The organism is Pseudomonas sp. ICMP 8385 (genome assembly GCF_002699915.1).
Classification (GTDB): Bacteria; Pseudomonadota; Gammaproteobacteria; order Pseudomonadales; family Pseudomonadaceae; genus Aquipseudomonas; species Aquipseudomonas gessardii.
Genome location: NZ_LKBY01000102.1, coordinates 66,826 through 85,772, shown reverse-complemented (window position 1 = coordinate 85,772; position 18,947 = coordinate 66,826). Strand labels below are relative to the sequence as shown.

Here is an 18,947-nt window from a genome sequence, read left to right as displayed (position 1 = left end):
GCTGCCCCTGCTGCGTTATCTCACCGGCTACTAGATAATCGCGCGCTACGGGGATCAGCGTAAATTGATCCATTTTTGACTTAGGTAGAGACTTGTCCGCTCGCTCATGGGGAATCATTTAGCCCCATCGGAGTCGGAACAATGCTCGCCAACCTGGCATATAGATAGCTGGCCGTTGGTTTTTTGATCTGTTTTCGGCGAGGGTTGCTCGTGATTGTTAGTCCCTGTAATGCACCAAAATTGTCTGCCAAACGGTTACGAAACGCACTGGTAACGGGCTCTGCCCTGTTTTGCCTGTTCGGCGCGGGTCAACTGTGGGCATTCAGTCTGGATGATGTGTCGGCCAAGGCAAAAGAGCTGGCCGGGCAGAAATACGAAGCCCCGCGCAGCAATCTGCCGAACGAATTCCGCGAAATGAAGTTCGCTGACTACCAGAAAATTCGTTTCCGCAATGAAAAAGCCGAGTGGGCCGAGCAGAAAACCCCGTTCAAGTTGTCCTTCTATCACCAGGGCATGCACTTCGACACGCCGGTGAAAATCAACGAAGTCACCGCCACCGACGTCCAGGAGATCAAGTACGACCCGACGCGCTTCGATTTCGGCGACGTCAAGTTTGATCCCAAAGCCACCGAACAGCTGGGTTATGCCGGCTTTCGCGTGCTGTACCCGATCAACAAGGACGACAAGCAAGACGAAATCATGACCATGCTCGGCGCCAGCTATTTCCGCGTCGTGGGCAAGGACCAGGTCTATGGCCTGTCCGCCCGTGGCATGGCGATCGATACCGCGCTGCCGTCCGGCGAAGAGTTCCCGCGTTTCACCGAGTTCTGGATCGAGCGTCCAAAGCCGGGCGACAAGCACCTGGTGATCTTTGCCCTGCTGGATTCGCCACGGGCCACTGGCGCCTATCGCCTGATCCTGCGCCCGGGCACCGACACCATTGTCGACGTCAAGTCGCAGATGTTCCTGCGCGACAAGGTCAGCAAGCTGGGCGTTGCCCCGCTGACCAGCATGTTCCTGTTCGGCGCCAACCAGCCGTCCAAGGTCCTCAACTACCGGCGTGAACTGCACGATTCCAGCGGCCTGTCGATCCATGCCGGCAACGGCGAGTGGATCTGGCGCCCGCTGAACAACCCAAAACACCTGTCGGTCAGCAACTTCTCGGTAGAAAACCCGCGTGGTTTCGGCCTGTTGCAGCGTGGTCGCAACTTCAGCCAGTACGAAGACCTCGACGACAACTACGACAAGCGCCCAAGCGCCTGGATCGAGCCTGAAGGCGACTGGGGCAAGGGTTCGGTCGACCTGGTAGAGATTCCGACCGCCGATGAAACCAACGATAACATCGTTGCCTTCTGGAGCCCGGCCGAACTGCCCAAGCCCGGCGAGCCGCTGGATATCGCCTACCGCCTGCACTGGACTCTCAATGACGCACCGTTCCACTCGCCGGACAGTGCCTGGGTCAAGCAGACCCTGCGTTCTACCGGTGATGTGAAACAGTCCAACCTGATCCGCCAGCCAGACGGCAGTGTGGCCTACCTGGTGGACTTCGAGGGCCCGTCCCTCAAGGCCCTGAAGCCCGATGCGGCCGTGCGCAGCCAGGTCAGCGTCGGCGATAACGGCGAAGTTGTGGAAAACAGCGTGCGCTACAACCCGCACACCAAAGGCTGGCGCCTGACCCTGCGCCTGAAGATCAAGGATGCAGGCAAACCGACCGAAATGCGTGCGGCCCTGGTCCAGGATATCGTCAAGCCTGAGCCAGAGCAGGTTTCCACCCAAGTCCTGAAGGCTGACAAAGTCCTGGCCAAGCAACACGAGAAACACGCCAAGAAAGACGCCAAGGACAAGGAAACCCAGCAGCCAGAAGCTGCCCCAGCCACCCCGGAGCCGGTCAAGACAGAACAAGTCCTGACCGAAACCTGGAGCAATCAGTTGCCTGCCGATGAGTAACTCTCAAGTCCAGCCAGAGACGCTTGCCGAGTACCTGGCGCACCTTCCGATGACCGATGAGCAGCGCGCCGAACTGGCGGGCTGCAAGTCCTTCTCTGAACTGCACGAGCGCCTGTCGTCGTCGACCTTTGACGCGCCAGTGGACGCCGCGCAGGCGTCGGTTGGCCGCCGGCTGACCCTCAACACAGCCGAGGAGCTAGAAGACGCCGAGATGCTGGTGCTCGACGCCAGCGGCCGGGTGTGCCTCAAGGCCACGCCGCCGATCCGGCGTACCAAGGTGGTGCCCGAGCCTTGGCGCACCAATATCCTGGTGCGTGGCTGGCGCCGGCTCACCGGCCGCAGCAACCCGCCGGCACCGCCCAAAGACGAGCGCGTGCTGCCGGCTGCGCGCTGGCGCACCGTCGGTTCGATCCGCCGCTATATCCTGCTGGTGCTGATGCTCGGCCAGACGATTGTGGCCGGCTGGTACATGAAAGGCATCATGCCTTACCAGGGCTGGTCCCTCGTCGACTTTGACGAAATCCGCAACCAGACCCTGCTGCAAACCGCTACCCAGGTACTGCCATACGCCCTGCAAACCAGCATCCTGATCATGTTCGGGATTCTGTTCTGCTGGGTGTCGGCAGGGTTCTGGACGGCGCTGATGGGCTTCCTCGAACTGCTCACCGGTCACGACAAGTACCGGATCTCCGGGAAAAGCGCCGGCGACGAGCCGATCCCGAAAGAGGCCCGTACTGCGCTGGTGATGCCGATCTGCAACGAAGACGTGCCCCGGGTATTTGCCGGCCTGCGTGCGACCTTTGAGTCGGTGGCCGCCACCGGCGACCTGGATCGTTTCGACTTCTTCGTGCTCAGCGACAGCAACGACGCCGATATCTGCATCGCCGAACAGCAAGCCTGGCTCGACGTGTGCCGCGAGGCCGGTGGCTTTGGCAAGATCTTCTATCGCCGCCGTCGCCGTCGCGTCAAACGCAAGAGCGGCAACCTCGACGACTTCTGCCGGCGCTGGGGCGGTGACTACAAGTACATGGTGGTCCTGGACGCCGACAGCGTGATGAGCGGCGAATGCCTGACCAGCCTGGTACGCCTGATGGAAGCCACGCCGGACGCCGGGATCATCCAGACCGCGCCACGGGCCTCGGGCATGGATACCCTGTATGCACGCATGCAGCAGTTCGCCACCCGCGTCTACGGCCCGCTGTTCACCGCCGGCCTGCACTTCTGGCAGTTGGGCGAATCCCACTACTGGGGTCACAACGCGATCATCCGCATGAAGCCGTTTATCGAGCACTGCGCCCTGGCGCCATTGCCGGGTAAAGGTGCGTTCGCCGGCTCCATCCTGTCCCACGACTTTGTTGAAGCCGCGCTGATGCGCCGCGCCGGCTGGGGCGTGTGGATTGCCTACGACTTGCCCGGCAGCTATGAAGAACTGCCGCCGAACTTGCTCGACGAGCTCAAGCGTGACCGTCGCTGGTGCCACGGTAACCTGATGAACTTCCGCCTGTTCCTGGTCAAGGGCATGCACCCGGTGCACCGTGCGGTGTTCCTCACGGGCGTGATGTCGTACCTGTCGGCGCCGTTGTGGTTCCTGTTCCTGGTGCTGTCCACGGCCCTGCTGGCGGTCAACACCCTGATGGAGCCGCAGTACTTCATGGCGCCACGCCAGTTGTACCCGCTGTGGCCGCAATGGCACCCGGACTAGGCGGTGGCCCTGTTCTCCACCACCATCGTGCTGCTGTTCCTGCCCAAGCTGCTGAGCATCATCCTGATCTGGGCCAAGGGCGCGAAAGAGTTCGGCGGCAAGTTCAAGGTGACCTTGTCGATGCTCCTGGAGATGCTGTTCTCCGTGCTGCTGGCACCGGTGCGGATGATCTTCCACACCCGCTTCGTGCTCGCCGCGTTCCTCGGCTGGGCCGCGACCTGGAACTCGCCGCAACGTGACGATGACTCCACGCCCTGGAGCGAGGCGGTCAAGCGCCACGGCCCGCAGACCTTGCTGGGCTTCTTCTGGGCCCTGCTGGTGGTGTGGTTGAACCCAAGCTTCCTGTGGTGGCTGGTGCCGATTGTCGGTTCGCTGATGCTGTCGATCCCGGTCTCGGTGATCTCCAGCCGGGTCAAGCTGGGCCTCAAGTCCCGTGACGAGAGCCTGTTCCTGATCCCCGAGGAATACAACCCGCCGCAGGCGCTGCTGTCGACCGACCTCTACACCCACGAAAACCGCTGGCATGCACTGCATGATGGTTTTGTGCGGGCAGTGGTCGATCCGCAGCAGAACGCCCTGGCCTGCGCCCTGGCAACCTCCCGCCATGGCCAGGCGGAGCCGATCGAGTGGCTGCGTACCGAGCGTGTGCGGCATGCGTTGAAGGTCGGCCCTGCTGGCCTGAATAACAACGAGCGTGTGGCCTTGCTCAGCGACCCGGTGGCCCTGGGCCGCCTGCATGAGCAAGTCTGGAGCGAAGGGCATGCCGAATGGCTGGGTGCCTGGCGCGAGTCGGTCAAGGCCGACCCGCATGCGCCGTTGCTGCCGCTCAAACCGCTGTCATCCCAGGCTCAGCCAGCCTAATTCAGACGCCCCCGGGATTTTTTCGGGGGCGCTTGATACGCCCGTCCTACAGCGCTTGGCGCTTGTGCCCCGTCCTTCTAACTTCGATACAAAAGACCCCGGTTCAAGGCGTATTGCCGTGCCTGCCAGTGGGTTAGGATCGCCCCCAAAATCTGACTCGACCGCCTCTGGTTTGCGCTGAACCCGCAACGCCCGGTACGCGGCTGCTTAATGAAAAAGGGGATTTTCATGATCAAGGGTAACTGGCCGGTACTGTTGCTGGGCATCGCCGCGCTGCTTCACATCCAGCTGGCGCATGCAGGTGCCATCGATGAAGCTGTGCGGCGCGGGGTCTTGAAAGTGGGGACCGACCCCAACTACGTGCCCTTTGAAATGACCGACAAACAGGGGCGTGTCATCGGCTTTGAAGCCGACCTGCTCGAAGAAATGAGCAATGCCCTGGGGGTGACCCTGGAATGGGTCCCGGTGGCCTATACCGAGCTGATCCCGGGCCTGTTGGCCGGCCGCTTCGACATGATCGGCAGTGGCATGACCGTGACTCAGGAGCGCAACCTCAAGCTCAATTTCAGCGATTCATTCATCATTGTCGGCCAGACCGTCCTGCTGCACCCGCGCCTGGCCGGCAAGGTCGGCAGCATTGAAGACTTGAACGAAGCCGGCTATCGGATAGCCGCTGCACACGGCACCACGGGCGAAGCGGCGGCGCGGCGCTTCCTGGGAGCTGCACAGCTGTATAGCTTTGCCACGGCCGAGGAAGGGGTGCGCCGGGTGGTCAGTGGCGAGGTGGATGCTTTTATTCATGACGCGCCCTATAACCTGATTGCCCTGGCCAAGCCGCAAAACCGCGAGCTGCTGGCCCTGGAGCAACCCTTCACCTATGAACCCCTGGCGTTTGGCGTGCCGAAGGGCGATTACGACAGCCTGAACTGGATCAATCACTTCCTTAGTCAGGTTGCCCAGGACGGCACCTACGATCGGCTGCATGACAAGTGGTTCCGGGATACCGACTGGCTATCAGAGATCGAATGATGGTCACACCTGCTTACATAACTCACTGGGCAGGCGCTTGCGCGGCGAACCGTCTAATCGTGCTTTTCTCTGGGTTTTTGTGGGGTTTTTCTGTCATATCCACCAACAAATCCCGGCTGGACCTTTGTGCCGGTGGGCGAGTGGGTTAGCATCGCTCCCCGAAGAAACAGTGCAGCCCTGCGAAGGTCTGCATCAAAATAAAATGAGTCAGGGGACTTGGTGATGAAAAAGTATCTATCGATGCTGATGCTCGGCGTGACGGCCCTGTTGGCAGTCAATACGGCCCAGGCCGGGGCGATTGACGAAGCGGTCAAGCGCGGCACCTTGAAAGTCGGCATGGATCCGACCTACATGCCGTTCGAGATGACCAACAAGCGCGGCGAAATCATTGGTTTTGAAGTCGACCTGCTCAAGGCGCTGGCCAAGTCCATGGGGGTCAAGCTGGAGCTGGTCTCCACCGGTTACGACGGCATCATCCCGGCCTTCCTCACCGGCAAGTTCGACATGATCGGCAGCGGCATGACCCTGACCCAGGAGCGCAACCTGCGCCTGAACTTCAGCGAACCCTTCATCGTGGTGGGCCAGACCCTGCTGATCCGCAAGGAACTGGAAGGCACCATCAAGTCCTACAAAGACCTGAATGACGAGAAGTACCGCCTGACCTCCAAGCTCGGCACCACTGGCGAGATGGTGGCCAAGAAGCTGATCTCCAAGGCCAAGTACCACGGCTACGACAACGAGCAGGAAGGTGTGCTCGACGTGGTCAACGGCAAGGCCGACGCCTTTGTCTACGACGCGCCGTACAACGTGGTGGCCGAGAAAAAAGTCGGCAATGGCAAGCTGGTGTACCTCGAAGAACCCTTCACCTACGAGCCTCTGGCATTCGGTCTGAAGAAGGGCGACTACGACAGCATCAACTTCATCAACAACTTCCTGCACCAGATCCGCAACGACGGCACCTACGATCGCATCCATGACAAGTGGTTCAAGAGCTCCGAGTGGCTCAAGGACATGGAATAAGCTAGAAACCGCGTCGCGCCCATCGCGGGCAAGCCCGCTCCCACATTTGGAATGCATTCCAGTGTGGGAGCGGGCTTGCCCGCGATGGCGGCCTGACAGCCGATACACATCCCGGAACCCGCAATGAAACAGAAAAAAGCCCAATGGCCCTGGCACCTGCTGACCGTGCTGGTGCTGGTCGGCATGGCCGGCGCGTTGTACTACGCCACCTCGCTGATGTCCTACGAATGGCGCTGGAACCGCGTGCCGCAATACTTCGCCTACCAGGCTGAGGAATCCAAGCGAGCGGCGGATATTTCCACGGTGGTCGAATTGGTGCGCCAGGGCGATGTGGCGCAAGTCACCCTGCGTAACGATGCCGGTGTCGAACAGCACCTGAGCGTTGCCGACAACAGCCTGCAAGTGGCCCGTGGCGACGATGTGGCCGAGGGCGATGTGATCGGGGTGACCCGGCACTGGGCGCTGGGCCCGTTGATGTGGGGTTTGTGGACCACCCTGTGGCTGTCGCTGGTCTCGGGGGTATTGGGCCTGTTCATCGGCCTGGCGACCGGCCTGTGTCGTTTGTCGAATAACCCGACCTTGCGCGATCTATCGACGATTTACGTCGAACTGGTGCGCGGCACGCCGTTATTGGTACAGATCTTCATTTTCTACTTCTTTATCGGCACGGTGCTGAACCTGTCGCGGGAGTTTGCCGGCATCGCCGCGCTGTCGCTGTTTACCGGTGCTTATGTGGCAGAAATTGTCCGCGCTGGCGTGCAGTCGATTGCCCGTGGCCAGGGCGAAGCGGCCCGTTCCCTGGGCCTGAGCGCCAGCCAGTCGATGCGCCACGTGGTACTGCCGCAGGCGTTCAAGCGCGTGCTGCCGCCGTTGGCCGGGCAATTTATCAGCCTGGTCAAGGACACCTCGCTGGTCTCGGTGATCGCCATTACCGAACTGCTCAAGAGCGGTCGCGAGGTCATCACCACCTCGTTCTCGCCGTTTGAAATCCTGTTCTGTGTTGCAGGCCTGTACCTGCTGATCAACCTGCCGCTGTCGAAAATGGCCAGCCGGCTTGAGCGGAGGCTCGCCCAAAGTGATTGAAGTGCGCGATCTGGTAAAAGTCTTCGATACCCGTGGGCATGTGGTGCGCGCGGTGGATCACGTCACCACCCAGGTGGCCAAGGGCGAAGTGCTGGTAGTGATCGGCCCGTCCGGTTCCGGCAAATCGACGTTCCTGCGCTGCCTCAATGGCCTGGAAGCGTTCGATTCGGGCTCGGTGAGCATCGACGGCCTGCAACTGGCCGACCCCAAGACCGATGTGAACGCCTATCGCCGGGAAGTCGGCATGGTGTTCCAGCACTTCAACCTGTTCCCGCACATGACCGTGCTGGAAAACCTGTGCCTGGCGCAGAAGGTCGTGCGCAAGCGCGGCAAGAAGGAGCGCGAGGCCAAGGCCCTGGCCTTGCTGGAAAAGGTCGGCATTGCACAGAAAGCAAACGAGTTCCCCTCGCGGCTTTCCGGCGGCCAGCAACAGCGGGTGGCGATTGCCCGGGCCTTGGCCATGGAGCCCAAGGTCATGCTGTTTGACGAGCCCACCTCGGCGCTGGACCCGGAAATGGTCGGTGAAGTGCTGGACGTGATGAAGACCCTGGCCCTGGAAGGCATGACCATGGTCTGTGTGACCCACGAAATGGGCTTTGCCCGGGAAGTGGCGGACCGCGTGTTGTTCTTCGATCACGGCAAGCTGCTGGAAGACGCTGCGCCCGCGCAGTTCTTCGATGCGCCGAAGGACCCACGGGCACAGGCGTTCCTGCGCCAGGTTCTGTAAGGCACGGGGGCAGGTTCATACCTTGAACTTGCCCACGTACTTCTGAAGATTGCTCCCCAGTCGTGCCAATTCAATGCTGGCCGCTGCCGTCTGTTCGCTGGCGGCGGCGGTTTGTTCCGACACATCCCTGACTTTCAACACGCTGCGATTGATTTCCTCGGCCACCGCGCTTTGCTCTTCGGCGGCAGCGGCGATCTGTGGGTTCATTTCCTGGATGACCAGCACGGTGCGTGCGATTTCCGTCAACGCGTCGCCAGCGTTGCGGGTCAGGCCCACGCTGCGATCAGTCAGGGTGCGGCTGTTGTCCATGACGTCGGCGACCTGTTGCGTGCCGTGATGCAAACCGCCAATCAACTCTTCGATTTCCTCGGCGGACTGCTGGGTGCGCTGGGCCAGGCTGCGCACTTCGTCGGCCACCACTGCAAACCCTTGGCCGGCCTCCCCGGCGCGTGCGGCTTCGATTGCCGCATTGAGCGCCAGCAGGTTGGTCTGCTGGGACACCGACTTGATCACCTCCAGCACGCTGCCGATCTTCTGGCTTTCCCGTTGCAGGGCCAGCATCGCCTGGCTTGAGCGCGCCATCTCGTGGGCCAGGTGTTCAATGTGCGCCACCGCGTCCGTCACCACCTGGTCGCCCAGTTCGGTCTGTTGATTGGCCTGGTTGGCGGCAATCGAGGCCTGTTCGGCATGCCGGGCGACTTCCTGGGCGGTGGCGAGCATCTGGTTCATGGCGGTTGCCACCTGCTCGGTTTCGTCGCGCTGATTGTTGACGCCCGCCCGGGTTTGCTCGGTGACGGCCGACAGTTCCTCGGCGGCGCTGGCGATCTGCCGGGCATTGTCGCTGATGCTGCCAATCAGCCCCCGCAGGTTGAGGGTCATTTGCGCCATGCTGCATTGCAACTGGCCTAGTTCATCCTTGCGACGGGTCTGTACATCGTGGCTCAGGTCGCCCTCGGCAATGCGATTGGCCACGGCCAGGGCCCTGCGCAGTGGCTTGACGATCTGCCCGGCGATGATCCAGGCGGCCAGGGCGCCGAAGAGCAAGGCGGCCCCGGTAATGGCCAGGGTCTGGGTGCGAGCCTGTTCGGCTTCCCGGTCGCGGCGCTGGGTCTGGTCCTGGCTGAGCAAGTCACTTTGTACCAGCAGTTGGTCCAACAGTTGCTCCAGCTGGTTTTGCGCGGCCTCGGTCGTCAGCTGGGTGTCCCGCAGGCGTGTCAGGTGAGTGCGGATGCTGAGCACGGCATTTTTCAAGGCGCTGCTGTCCACGGGCAGCTTCTCCACGGCCGCCTGGGCCAGTTCGAGGCTGCGTTCGGCATCGCTGACGGCCTGGGCATAGGCATCCAGGCTGCTGGCCGCCCAGGCCGGGCTCAGGGCGCGGTCTTCGGCCTGTTCGATCGCCAGGCGCAGCCCTTCGACGGTATCGAGGGCTTTTTCGTCTTCCTGGTCCGGCAGGTCGCTGGCTACTTGTGCCAGGACGTCGCTGGTGCGCACCGAGCTTTGTTTCAACTGCTCACGGGCGGTTTCCCGTTGTTTGACCAGCGCAGGCACATCCTTGAGCGTGGTTTTGAAGCGCTCGGAAAAGCCCGTCATGTTGCGCAAGTACTCCTGGGACGTTGGCACTTTGAGGCGGTTTGAAAGCTCGGCCAGATACCCATCGATCTTCTTGATGGACAGGCTCAGTTTGTTGAGGCTGGCCTCGTCGTCCAGGGTGCGATAAACGATGCGGTCGGCCCGTAGTTCTTCGCCGGTAACCGCCAGTTGCGCGAGAACGGTCAGGGTTTGTGAGCGGTAGAGGGAGGCGGCGAGGGCCTGCCAGCCGGTCAGGGCAATCACAAGGCTCAGGGCCAGCACCAAGGCAAAACCCAGGACCAGTTTGAGGGTGACGCTGGCGTTACCCAGCAGTTGAGTCATTCGACGAAGCATGGCCAACCTCCGGCAAGTGAACAAAGGTGTTCGACGTGTCGGGGCGCCGAAGGGCGCGGGCACATTGAACCCTCTTGAACGCTAGTTCCCTTGGGCGCGGGGCGTGGCGATGGAGGCCTGAAAAACGTGTAGGAAATTTCACAAGCTGCAAGCGGCGACCCGGACGGATCGCCGCGAAGGGCAGGCCTCAGACCCGGAAGCGGCCCACCAAGGCCTGCAGATGGGTGCCCAGGCGCGCCAGTTCGGTACTGGAAGCGGCGGTTTCTTCGCTGGCCGCTGCGGTCTGCTCGGACACATCGCGCACATTCAGCACGCTGCGGTTGATCTCTTCGGCCACGGCGCTCTGTTGTTCGGCGGCGGTGGCGATCTGTTGGTTCATGGCCTGGATGGCCGAGACCGTGCGGGTGATGTTTTCCAGGGCATTGCCGGCCCGTCGGGTCAGCTCGACGCTGCTGTCGGTAAGGCTGCGGCTGTTGTCCATGATGGTCGCCACCTGCTGGGTGCCACTTTGCAGGCCGACGATCAGCTCTTCGATTTCCTCGGTGGATTTTTGCGTGCGTTGTGCCAGGCTGCGCACCTCATCGGCCACCACCGCGAAGCCACGGCCGGCTTCTCCGGCGCGTGCCGCTTCAATGGCCGCGTTAAGGGCCAGCAGGTTGGTTTGCTGGGCCACAGACTTGATCACGTCCAGCACACTGCCGATCTTGTCGCTTTCGCGCTTGAGATGGCCCATGGCCTCGGTGGAGTTGCCGACTTCGCCCGCCAGGCGCTCGATCTGGGCGATGGCTTCGCCAACCACCCGGTCACCTTCGCGGGCCTGTTGGTCGGCGGCGACGGCGGCTTCCGAGGCTTCTTCGGCATTGCGCGCCACTTCCTGCACGGTGGCCGCCATTTCGTTCATCGCGGTGGCGACCTGGTCAGTCTCGACCTTCTGGTTGTTGACCCCGGCGCTGGTCTGCTCGGTAACCGCCGACAATTGTTCGGCGGCGCTGGCGATTTGCGTCACGCCGTCGCTGATCCCGCCGATCAGGTCGCGCAGGCCCATGGTCATGCTTTGCATGGCGCGTTGCAGTTGACCCAGTTCGTCCTGGCGTTGCGAGACCAGGTTGTGGCTCAGGTCACCGGCGGCGACACGTTCGGCGACCTTGAGGGTCTGGCTCAAGGGGATCACGATCTGCCGGGTAATCGCCCAGGCGGCGAACAAGCCGAAAGCCAGGGCCAGGGCCGTCGCCAGCATCAGCAGTTGCTTGGCCTGTGTGGCATCGTTGTCGCGGACCACGGTTTGCGACGCGGTGAGTTTCTTGCTGCGGTCAAACAGCAGGTCGCCTTGCTCGGCCATGGCCTTGAGGGCTGCCGCACTGGCCACTTGGGAGTCGCGGAATTGACTGACGGCGGCGAGGTAGGCCTTGAGGGCGTCGTTGGCTTCCAGCAGGTTGGCGCCGTACTGTTCCGGTAGTTGACTGCGTAGGCTGTCGAGGTTTTTCAGGGCATTGCTGATGGCGTCCAGGGCCGGCTGCTCGGCCTCGGCTTTGGCACTGTAGGTGTAGCCGCGCACCTGGAAGCGTGCCTGCTGAATCAGCTTGCTCAGCTCGACCACGCTGTTGAACTGGGTGACGCTGTCGCCTTGCAGCAGGGTTTTTTCGATTTCCGAGACACGCACGACGGCACTGTCGGCGGTAGCGCCCAGTTTGCTGCGGGCATCTTCGCGGTGGGCACCGGCCTGGACCATGGCGCTGAAGGCCTGTCGATACTTGGCAACGGCGGCCAACTGCTCATCGATGATGGCGATATCGGCCGGTTGCTCGAGCTGGCTGCGCGCGGTTTTCAGGCCGCTGTCGAGTTTGTCCATCAGCTCGTTGACCAGCCCCGGGCCTTGTTCGCCACGGCGCATTTCATAGTCCAGGCGGGCCTGGCGCAGGTCTTTGGTCAGTTCATTGAGGCTGGCAATAAAGCCCAGTTTGTCGCCACGGCTGATCACGCCACCCAGGCCCGTCCAGCCGGTGAAGGTGATCAGGAGCGTGAGGACCAAGACCAGGCCAAAGCCTGCGCTCAGCTTGCGATTGACGCTTACATTCCCCAGTTTTTCAGCTAGCCAACGGTGCATGCGGTGAACTCCCCTGAACAAGGCTTGGACTTATCCTGAGGCTATCGGCATGCAAGCGCGATTCTGTAGCGGCATAAAGACTTGTGGGAGCTGTGGTGTTTGGAGGGTGGGGTTAGAAGAGGCGGGCCAGCAGGGCAGTCACGGCCGTTTCCACGCGCAGGATCCGCGCGCCCAGTTGCACCGGCTGCAACCCGGCCTTGGCCAGCAAATCCACCTCATAGGGGATCCAGCCACCTTCCGGGCCGATGGCCAGGGTCACCGGTTCATCCAGGCCGCGTGGGCACGGTGGGTAATCGCCGGGATGTCCGACCAGGCCCAGGGTGCCCTGGGCCAGGGCTGGCAGGCGGTCTTCGACAAAGGGCTTGAAGCGCTTTTCGATGATGATCTCGGGCAATACCGTATCCCGTGCTTGTTCCAGGCCGAGGATCAGTTGCTCGCGAACCGCTTCGGGCTCCAGGAAGGGGGTCTGCCAGAAGCTTTTCTCGACCCGATAGCTGTTGACCAGCACCACCCGTGGCACCCCCATGGACGCCACGGTCTGCAATACCCGGCGCAGCATTTTCGGGCGCGGCAGGGCCAGCAGTAACGTCAGCGGTAGTTTGGCCGGTGGCGGTTGGTCGAGGCTGATTTGCAGCTCGGCTTCGCCGGCTTCCAGGCGCAGCACCTGGGCATTGCCCATCAAGCCGCCAATGCGCCCCACACGCAGGCTGTCGCCAACCGCCACGCGATGCACCTCCTGCATATGCACCAGGCGCCGGTCACGCAAAACCACCCGGTCGGCCGCGATAAAGTCGGCCTCTTCCAGCAACAGCAGGTTCACGGTTGGGTCGCTGGCGGCTGGTCGTCATCGGCAGGTTGGTCGTCCGGGTGTTCGCCGCGCTTGCTCACCAGGCTGCCAAACAGGATGCCCACTTCAAACAGCATCCACATCGGCACGGCCAGCAAGGTCTGCGAGAAGATATCCGGCGGGGTGAGGATCATGCCGACCACAAAGCAGCCGATGATCACGTACGGGCGGATCTTGCGCAGGTACTTGACGTCGACCACGCCGATCCACACCAGCAACACCACCGCCACCGGGATCTCGAAGGCCACGCCAAAGGCGAAGAACAGCGTCATCACGAAGTCGAGGTAGCTGGTGATGTCGGTCATCATTTCCACGCCGGCCGGGGTGGCGGCGGCGAAGAACTTGAAGATCAACGGGAACACCAGGAAGTAGGCGAACGCCATGCCGGTGTAGAACAGCATGATGCTCGACACCAGCAGTGGCACCGCGATGCGTTTTTCATGCTTGTACAGGCCGGGGGCGATAAAGCCCCAGATCTGGTGCAGGATCACCGGGATCGCCAAAAACAGCGACACCATCATCGTCAGCTTGAGCGGCGTGAGGAACGGCGAGGACACGTCGGTGGCGATCATCGTCGCGCCCACCGGCAGGTACTCGCGCAGCGGCGTCGAGACGAAGGTGTAGATCTGCTGGGTAAAGGCAAACAGCCCGGCAAAGATCACGAAAATCGCCGCGACGCAGCGCAGCAGGCGGGTGCGCAACTCGGTGAGGTGCGAGACCAGCGGCATATGCTGGTCGTTTTCCGGTTTATCAGCGCTCATGGGGCTCGCGGCGGCAATGTAGGGTCGTGGGGCGCGGGCGACGCGGTGGGCGTCGGCGCGGGCTCTGCTGGGGGCGCGGGCGTTGCGCAGGCAGTGGTTTGGACCACGGGTGCAATGCTCTGCTCGGCCACCGGCTCAACCGGTGTCGGCGCCTGTTGCTGGGGCGCGAGGATTTTGCGCGCCTCCTGCTCCAGGGACAGAATATGTTCGTTGTGCAGCTGACGACGAATCTCGTCGGCGCCGATTTCCCGTTCAACTTCCTGCTTGATGGCGTTGAAACTGCGTTTCAGGCGCCCGACCCACAGGCCAGCCGTGCGCGCCGCGCCAGGCAGGCGTTCAGGCCCCAGCACCAGCAGGGCGACGAGGCCGACGAGCAGCAGTTCAGAGAAGCTGATACCAAACATTAGTCAGTGCTCACGAGTCTTTGCGGGACGGCTCTTCGACTTTTTCGGCCTGCACGTCGAAGGTGCGGCGTTCAGTGATCGGCTGTGCGGCCTGCGGGTGCACAGGCTGCGCCGGCGGCACCGGGTTGGCGCCGGTGTCGGCTGGCTTTTCGTCGTCGTTCATGGCCTTGCGAAAGCCCTTGATGGATTCGCCGACGTCGGTGCCCAGGTTCTTCAGTTTCTTGGTACCGAACACCAGGACGACCACCACGAGAATAACCACCCAGTGTTTCCAGTCAAAAATGCCCATGCTGCAATTCCTTAAGTCAGAAAGTTATTCAGGCGGACGGGCGCGAGGCCTTTTCGGCATGCCCGGACAAGCCGAAGCGACGGTCCAGTTCATCCAGCACGGCCTGTGGGTGCTGCCCCAGTTGGGCGAGCATGACCAGGCTATGGAACCACAAGTCGGCAGTCTCATAGATTACATCGCTGTAATCGCCGCTGATTTGTGCATCCTTGGCCGCGATGATGGTCTCGACGGATTCCTCGCCGAGTTTTTCCAATATCTTGTTCAGGCCCTTGTGGTACAGGCTGGCGACATAGGAGCTGTCGGCGTCCGCACCTTTGCGGTCTTCCAGCACTTGGGCCACACGGTTGAGGGTATCGCTCATGTTCAATGTCCTGCCGAGTAAATGGCGTGCGGGTCTTTGAGCACCGGCTCGACGGTTTTCCATGCGCCGTTCTCGAACACCCGGTAGAAGCAGCTGTGGCGGCCGGTATGGCAGGCGATGTCGCCGATCTGCTCGACCATCAGCACGATCACGTCGGCGTCGCAGTCCAGGCGCATTTCATGCAGTTTTTGCACATGCCCGGACTCTTCGCCCTTGCGCCACAGTTTGCCACGGGAACGTGACCAGTAGATGGCACGCTGCTCGGCGGCAGTCAGGCCCAGGGCCTCGCGGTTCATCCAGGCCATCATCAGGATGCGCCCGGTCTTGTGGTCCTGGGCAATGGCCGGCACCAGGCCGTCACTGTCCCATTTGATCTCGTCCAGCCAGTCTTTCATCTTTAACTCCAACAACCGTGCGCTAGCCGCTCCGGTGATGTGCAACAGTGTATAACCGCTCGGGCTATCGACGCACGACCAGATAAAGGCCCACGGCGACCATGATGCCCGCAGGCCAGTAACCCAGTGCGTTCAAGGGCCCACCGGCCGCGAGCACCGCGCCACCGCCCAGGTGCGCTGCGCCCAGCAGGCGCAGGAACCAGTCGTCCTTGCGTTGATGCCACGGCGGCGCCGGGTCCTTGGCGTGGGGCTGGGACATGCGCTCCAGCAGGTCGCGGGTCATGTTGGCCAGGTGCGGCAGTTGCTCGACCTGGCTGTGCAGGTTGCCCAGCAGGGTTTTCGGGCTGACGCGTTCGCGCATCCAGCGTTCGAGGAACGGTTGCGCGGTGTTCCACAGGTCCAGGTCCGGGTACAGCTGGCGGCCCAGGCCTTCGATATTGAGCAGGGTCTTTTGCAGCAGCACCAGTTGCGGTTGCACTTCCATATTGAAGCGCCGCGCGGTCTGGAACAGGCGCATCAGCACCTGGCCGAATGAAATATCTTTTAACGGTTTTTCAAAGATCGGCTCGCACACGGTGCGGATCGCCGCCTCGAATTCATTGAGCTTGGTTTCGGCCGGCACCCAGCCCGAGTCGATGTGCAACTGCGCCACGCGGCGGTAGTCACGCTTGAAGAAGGCGAACAGGTTACGTGCCAGGTAGTCCTGGTCCTCGGGCGTGAGGCTGCCGACGATGCCACAGTCGATCGCAATGTACTGCGGGCTCCACGGGTTCACCGTGCTGACGAAGATATTGCCGGGGTGCATGTCGGCGTGGAAGAAACTGTCGCGGAACACCTGGGTGAAGAAAATCTCCACCCCGCGCTCGGCCAGCATCTTCATATCGGTGCGCTGGTCGGCCAGGGTCGCGAGGTCGGTGACCTGTACGCCGTAGATGCGCTCCATCACCAGCACTTTGGGCCGGCACCAGTCCCAATACACCTGCGGCACGTACAGCAGCGGCGAGCCCTCGAAGTTGCGCTTGAGCTGGCTGGCGTTGGCCGCTTCACGCAATAGGTCGAGTTCGTCGTAGATGGTTTTTTCGTAGTCGGCGACCACGTCCACCGGGTGCAGCAGGCGCGCATCGGCCGAGAAACGCTCGGCGGCACGGGCCAGGATGAACAGCCACGCCAGGTCCTGGCCGATGATCGGCTTGAGGCCGGGGCGGATCACCTTGACCACTACCTCTTCGCCGGTTTTCAGCTGCGCGGCGTGCACCTGGGCAACCGAGGCCGAGGCCAGGGGCTCGACGTCGAACCGGCTGAACACGTCGCTGATTTTCTTGCCCAGCTGTTCTTCGATCAGCTTCATCGACTGCTGTGAGTCGAACGGCGGCACGCGGTCCTGCAACAGCATCAGCTCGTCGGCGATGTCTTCAGGCAGCAGGTCGCGGCGGGTCGACAGGATCTGCCCGAACTTGATGAAGATCGGCCCCAGGTCCTGCAAAGCCAGGCGCAGGCGCGCGCCACGGCTCAGGTCCAGGGTCTTGCGCGGGAACCAGCGCCACGGCAGCACATAGCGCACTGCCAGCAACAACCACGGCAGCGGCAGGGCGAACAGCAGGTCATCGAGGCGGTAGCGAATGACGACGCGTTGGATGCGGAACAGACGGCGGACGGCGAGCAGCTTCATGCGTTATCGCTTGGATCAAGGGAGCGGCTCAGGCGCTCGAAGCGCGCCTCAAGCCGTTCCAGGTCGAGTTTGGCCTGGTCGAGTTCACGAAAGCGCGCTTCGGCTTCCCGTTGTCCGACGAGGGTGCGCGATTCTTCGCTCAGGTATTCGGCGAGGTTCTGGTTGAGGCTGGCGAAACCCTGCTGGTACCAGCGCGAGCGGCTGCGCAGGTGCCCGCTGATCAACTGGGTGGCCACCGGGCCGAGCCAGCGCGACAGCTCGTATTCCCAGTCCAGCTCCAGGTCTTGCAGCACGGCGGCCAGGTCCATCAGCACCGCGCTGTCGCCTTCAAGGGTCACGTCCGGGCCGTGCAGGACCGCGGTCTTGTCGCGGCTCAGGGCCAGGCGCAGCAGGCTCGCCGCCGGCGCACGCAGGGTGCAGTCGGCGTCGGCGGCCCAGTGCGCGGCGAGCAACAGGCCTTCATCGCTGGGCAGGATAAACAGCTGCAAGGCCGGGCTGCTGCAATCGACGGCAATGATCTTGCCGTTCAGGTGCGCCAGCCGCGCCAGGGCGGTGCTGTCCAGGCGCAGGACACGGTTGAGGCCGTGTTCGACGCTGGCGAGAAGGCCGGTGAACAACATCAGGGCTTGATGCCGCGATGCAGGGCAACGATGCCCGAGGTCATGTTGTGGTAGGTCACGCGGTCGAAACCGGCCTCGACCATCATCGACTTCAGGGTTTCCTGGTTGGGGTGCATGCGGATCGATTCGGCCAGGTAGCGATAGCTCTCGGCGTCATTGGTGATCAGCTTGCCCATCAACGGCATGAAGGCGAACGAGTAAGTGTCGTAGACCTTGGACATCAGCGCGTTGGTCGGCTTGGAGAACTCCAGCACCAGCAGGCGCCCGCCCGGCTTGAGCACCCGCAGCATCGAGCGCAGGGCGTCTTCCTTGTGGGTCACGTTGCGCAGGCCGAAGGCGATGGTCACGCAGTCGAAATGGTTGTCGGGGAACGGCAGCTTTTCAGCGTCGGCCTGGACGAACTCGATATTGCCCGCCACGCCCTTGTCCAGCAGGCGGTCGCGACCGACCTTGAGCATCGAGCCGTTGATGTCGGCCAATACCACCTGGCCGGTGGGGCCAACCAGCTTGGAGAACTTGGCGGCCAGGTCGCCCGTGCCGCCGGCGATGTCCAGCACGCGGTTGCCGGCGCGCACGCCGGACAATTCGATGGTGAAACGTTTCCACAGGCGGTGCATGCCGCCCGACAGCACGTCGTTCATCAGGTCGTACTTGGCGGCCACGGAGTGGAACACCTCAGCGACTTTTTCCGCTTTCTGGCTTTCCGGGACGTTCTTGAAGCCGAAGTGAGTGGTGGGTTCGGCATCGCTGCCTTTGCGCTGATCAGTCATATCGCTGTCACCAAAAGAGAATGGGGGCATTCTAATCCCCAAGGCATGCTTTGTCTTGGCAAGGCTGAAGGTAAGATAGGTGGCCACCGAGACCTTTTGCCGCATGGCGGGTGAGCCGGGTGCTCAATATGTCTTTATAACGAGGAGTCATTCAAATGGCCCGCATACAGATTGAACGTGCCCACGCACTGGGTAAGGAAGCCGCCAGGGCGAAAGCCGAGAAGTTGGCGCATAAACTCAAGGAGCAATATGGCCTGGAGCCTTCGTGGTCTGGCGACACGTTGAACCTCAAGCGTTCCGGCGTCAAAGGCACACTGAAAGTAGCCGAGGATTCGTTAAGGATCGATGTGGAACTGGGCCTGTTGATGTCGGCCATGAGTGGCACCATCAAGTCCGAAATCGAGAAGGCCCTGGATAAGGCCCTGGCCTGAGCTG

The 18,947-nt window shown here is 62.1% G+C and carries 17 protein-coding genes and 2 pseudogenes; 7 read left to right on the top strand and 12 right to left on the bottom strand.

Going from position 1 to position 18,947, the window contains the following annotated elements; all coding sequences use genetic code 11:
- Nucleotides 1-267 precede the first annotated feature (267 nt).
- The 6 genes and pseudogenes from AO268_RS16015 (at nt 268) to AO268_RS15990 (ending at nt 8,369) form a co-directional block, all read left to right on the top strand.
- The gene (locus tag AO268_RS16015; protein WP_169864002.1) at nt 268-1,947 is read left to right on the top strand and encodes a glucan biosynthesis protein G; all 1,680 of its coding nucleotides are present in this window, start codon (nt 268-270) and stop codon (nt 1,945-1,947) included.
- Nucleotides 1,940-4,512, top strand: a pseudogene (mdoH, locus tag AO268_RS16010) (glucans biosynthesis glucosyltransferase MdoH); the annotation flags it as partial. The gene AO268_RS16015 and the pseudogene mdoH, both read left to right, overlap by 8 nt.
- Nucleotides 4,513-4,738: 226 nt before the next feature.
- Nucleotides 4,739-5,539 carry a transporter substrate-binding domain-containing protein gene (locus AO268_RS16005; protein ID WP_099169227.1) on the top strand — a complete coding sequence of 267 codons (801 nt, stop codon included), beginning with the start codon at nt 4,739-4,741 and terminating at the stop codon, nt 5,537-5,539.
- A gap of 222 nt (nt 5,540-5,761) precedes the next feature.
- On the top strand, nt 5,762-6,559 hold the full coding sequence (locus tag AO268_RS16000) for a transporter substrate-binding domain-containing protein (RefSeq protein WP_076961696.1): 798 nt from the start codon (nt 5,762-5,764) through the stop codon (nt 6,557-6,559).
- 123 nt (nt 6,560-6,682) lie between these two features.
- Nucleotides 6,683-7,642 carry an amino acid ABC transporter permease gene (locus AO268_RS15995; RefSeq protein ID WP_076961697.1) on the top strand — a complete coding sequence of 320 codons (960 nt, stop codon included), beginning with the start codon at nt 6,683-6,685 and terminating at the stop codon, nt 7,640-7,642.
- The gene (locus tag AO268_RS15990) at nt 7,635-8,369 is read left to right on the top strand and encodes an amino acid ABC transporter ATP-binding protein (protein ID WP_038445359.1); all 735 of its coding nucleotides are present in this window, start codon (nt 7,635-7,637) and stop codon (nt 8,367-8,369) included. Before AO268_RS15995 ends, AO268_RS15990 begins: the two co-directional genes overlap by 8 nt.
- A gap of 15 nt (nt 8,370-8,384) precedes the next feature.
- Here the strand turns inward: AO268_RS15990 and AO268_RS15985 are convergent, their stop codons facing one another.
- The 12 genes and pseudogenes from AO268_RS15985 to ubiE all read right to left on the bottom strand — a co-directional run bounded on the left by AO268_RS15985 (nt 8,385) and on the right by ubiE (nt 18,512).
- The gene (locus AO268_RS15985; protein ID WP_176561378.1) at nt 8,385-10,292 is read right to left on the bottom strand and encodes a methyl-accepting chemotaxis protein; all 1,908 of its coding nucleotides are present in this window, start codon (nt 10,290-10,292) and stop codon (nt 8,385-8,387) included.
- Between the two features lie 187 nt (nt 10,293-10,479).
- Nucleotides 10,480-11,184, bottom strand: a complete 705-nt coding sequence (locus tag AO268_RS33785; RefSeq protein ID WP_373562142.1) for a methyl-accepting chemotaxis protein — start codon at nt 11,182-11,184, stop codon at nt 10,480-10,482.
- Nucleotides 11,185-11,382: 198 nt separating this feature from the next.
- A pseudogene (locus tag AO268_RS33780) lies at nt 11,383-12,396 on the bottom strand (methyl-accepting chemotaxis protein); the annotation flags it as partial.
- A 112-nt stretch (nt 12,397-12,508) separates the two neighbouring features.
- Complete coding sequence (locus tag AO268_RS15975) at nt 12,509-13,216, bottom strand: 16S rRNA (uracil(1498)-N(3))-methyltransferase (protein ID WP_076961700.1); 708 nt, start codon at nt 13,214-13,216, stop codon at nt 12,509-12,511.
- Complete coding sequence (gene tatC / locus AO268_RS15970; protein WP_032862241.1) at nt 13,213-14,004, bottom strand: twin-arginine translocase subunit TatC; 792 nt, start codon at nt 14,002-14,004, stop codon at nt 13,213-13,215. Before tatC ends, AO268_RS15975 begins: the two co-directional genes overlap by 4 nt.
- Nucleotides 14,001-14,408 carry a Sec-independent protein translocase protein TatB gene (gene tatB / locus AO268_RS15965; RefSeq protein ID WP_076961701.1) on the bottom strand — a complete coding sequence of 136 codons (408 nt, stop codon included), beginning with the start codon at nt 14,406-14,408 and terminating at the stop codon, nt 14,001-14,003. Before tatB ends, tatC begins: the two co-directional genes overlap by 4 nt.
- 10 nt (nt 14,409-14,418) lie before the next feature.
- Nucleotides 14,419-14,697, bottom strand: a complete 279-nt coding sequence (locus AO268_RS15960) for a twin-arginine translocase TatA/TatE family subunit (RefSeq protein ID WP_099169224.1) — start codon at nt 14,695-14,697, stop codon at nt 14,419-14,421.
- Between the two features lie 28 nt (nt 14,698-14,725).
- Nucleotides 14,726-15,058, bottom strand: coding sequence for a phosphoribosyl-ATP diphosphatase (locus tag AO268_RS15955; RefSeq protein ID WP_003187881.1), 333 nt, complete (start codon nt 15,056-15,058; stop codon nt 14,726-14,728).
- Between the two features lie 2 nt (nt 15,059-15,060).
- The gene (gene hisI / locus AO268_RS15950; RefSeq protein ID WP_099169223.1) at nt 15,061-15,453 is read right to left on the bottom strand and encodes a phosphoribosyl-AMP cyclohydrolase; all 393 of its coding nucleotides are present in this window, start codon (nt 15,451-15,453) and stop codon (nt 15,061-15,063) included.
- A gap of 64 nt (nt 15,454-15,517) precedes the next feature.
- Nucleotides 15,518-17,122 carry a ubiquinone biosynthesis regulatory protein kinase UbiB gene (ubiB, locus tag AO268_RS15945; protein WP_076961704.1) on the bottom strand — a complete coding sequence of 535 codons (1,605 nt, stop codon included), beginning with the start codon at nt 17,120-17,122 and terminating at the stop codon, nt 15,518-15,520.
- Nucleotides 17,119-17,742 (bottom strand): ubiquinone biosynthesis accessory factor UbiJ, encoded by a 624-nt coding sequence (locus AO268_RS15940; RefSeq protein WP_076961705.1) that lies wholly within the window; start codon nt 17,740-17,742, stop codon nt 17,119-17,121. The genes ubiB and AO268_RS15940 overlap by 4 nt, the downstream gene beginning before the upstream one ends.
- Nucleotides 17,742-18,512, bottom strand: coding sequence for a bifunctional demethylmenaquinone methyltransferase/2-methoxy-6-polyprenyl-1,4-benzoquinol methylase UbiE (gene ubiE, locus AO268_RS15935; RefSeq protein WP_076961787.1), 771 nt, complete (start codon nt 18,510-18,512; stop codon nt 17,742-17,744). Before ubiE ends, AO268_RS15940 begins: the two co-directional genes overlap by 1 nt.
- 155 nt (nt 18,513-18,667) lie before the next feature.
- Between ubiE and AO268_RS15930 the strand changes: the two genes are divergently transcribed.
- Entirely contained in the window at nt 18,668-18,943 is a 276-nt protein-coding gene (locus AO268_RS15930; protein ID WP_038445377.1) for a polyhydroxyalkanoic acid system family protein, read from the top strand.
- Nucleotides 18,944-18,947 lie beyond the last annotated feature (4 nt).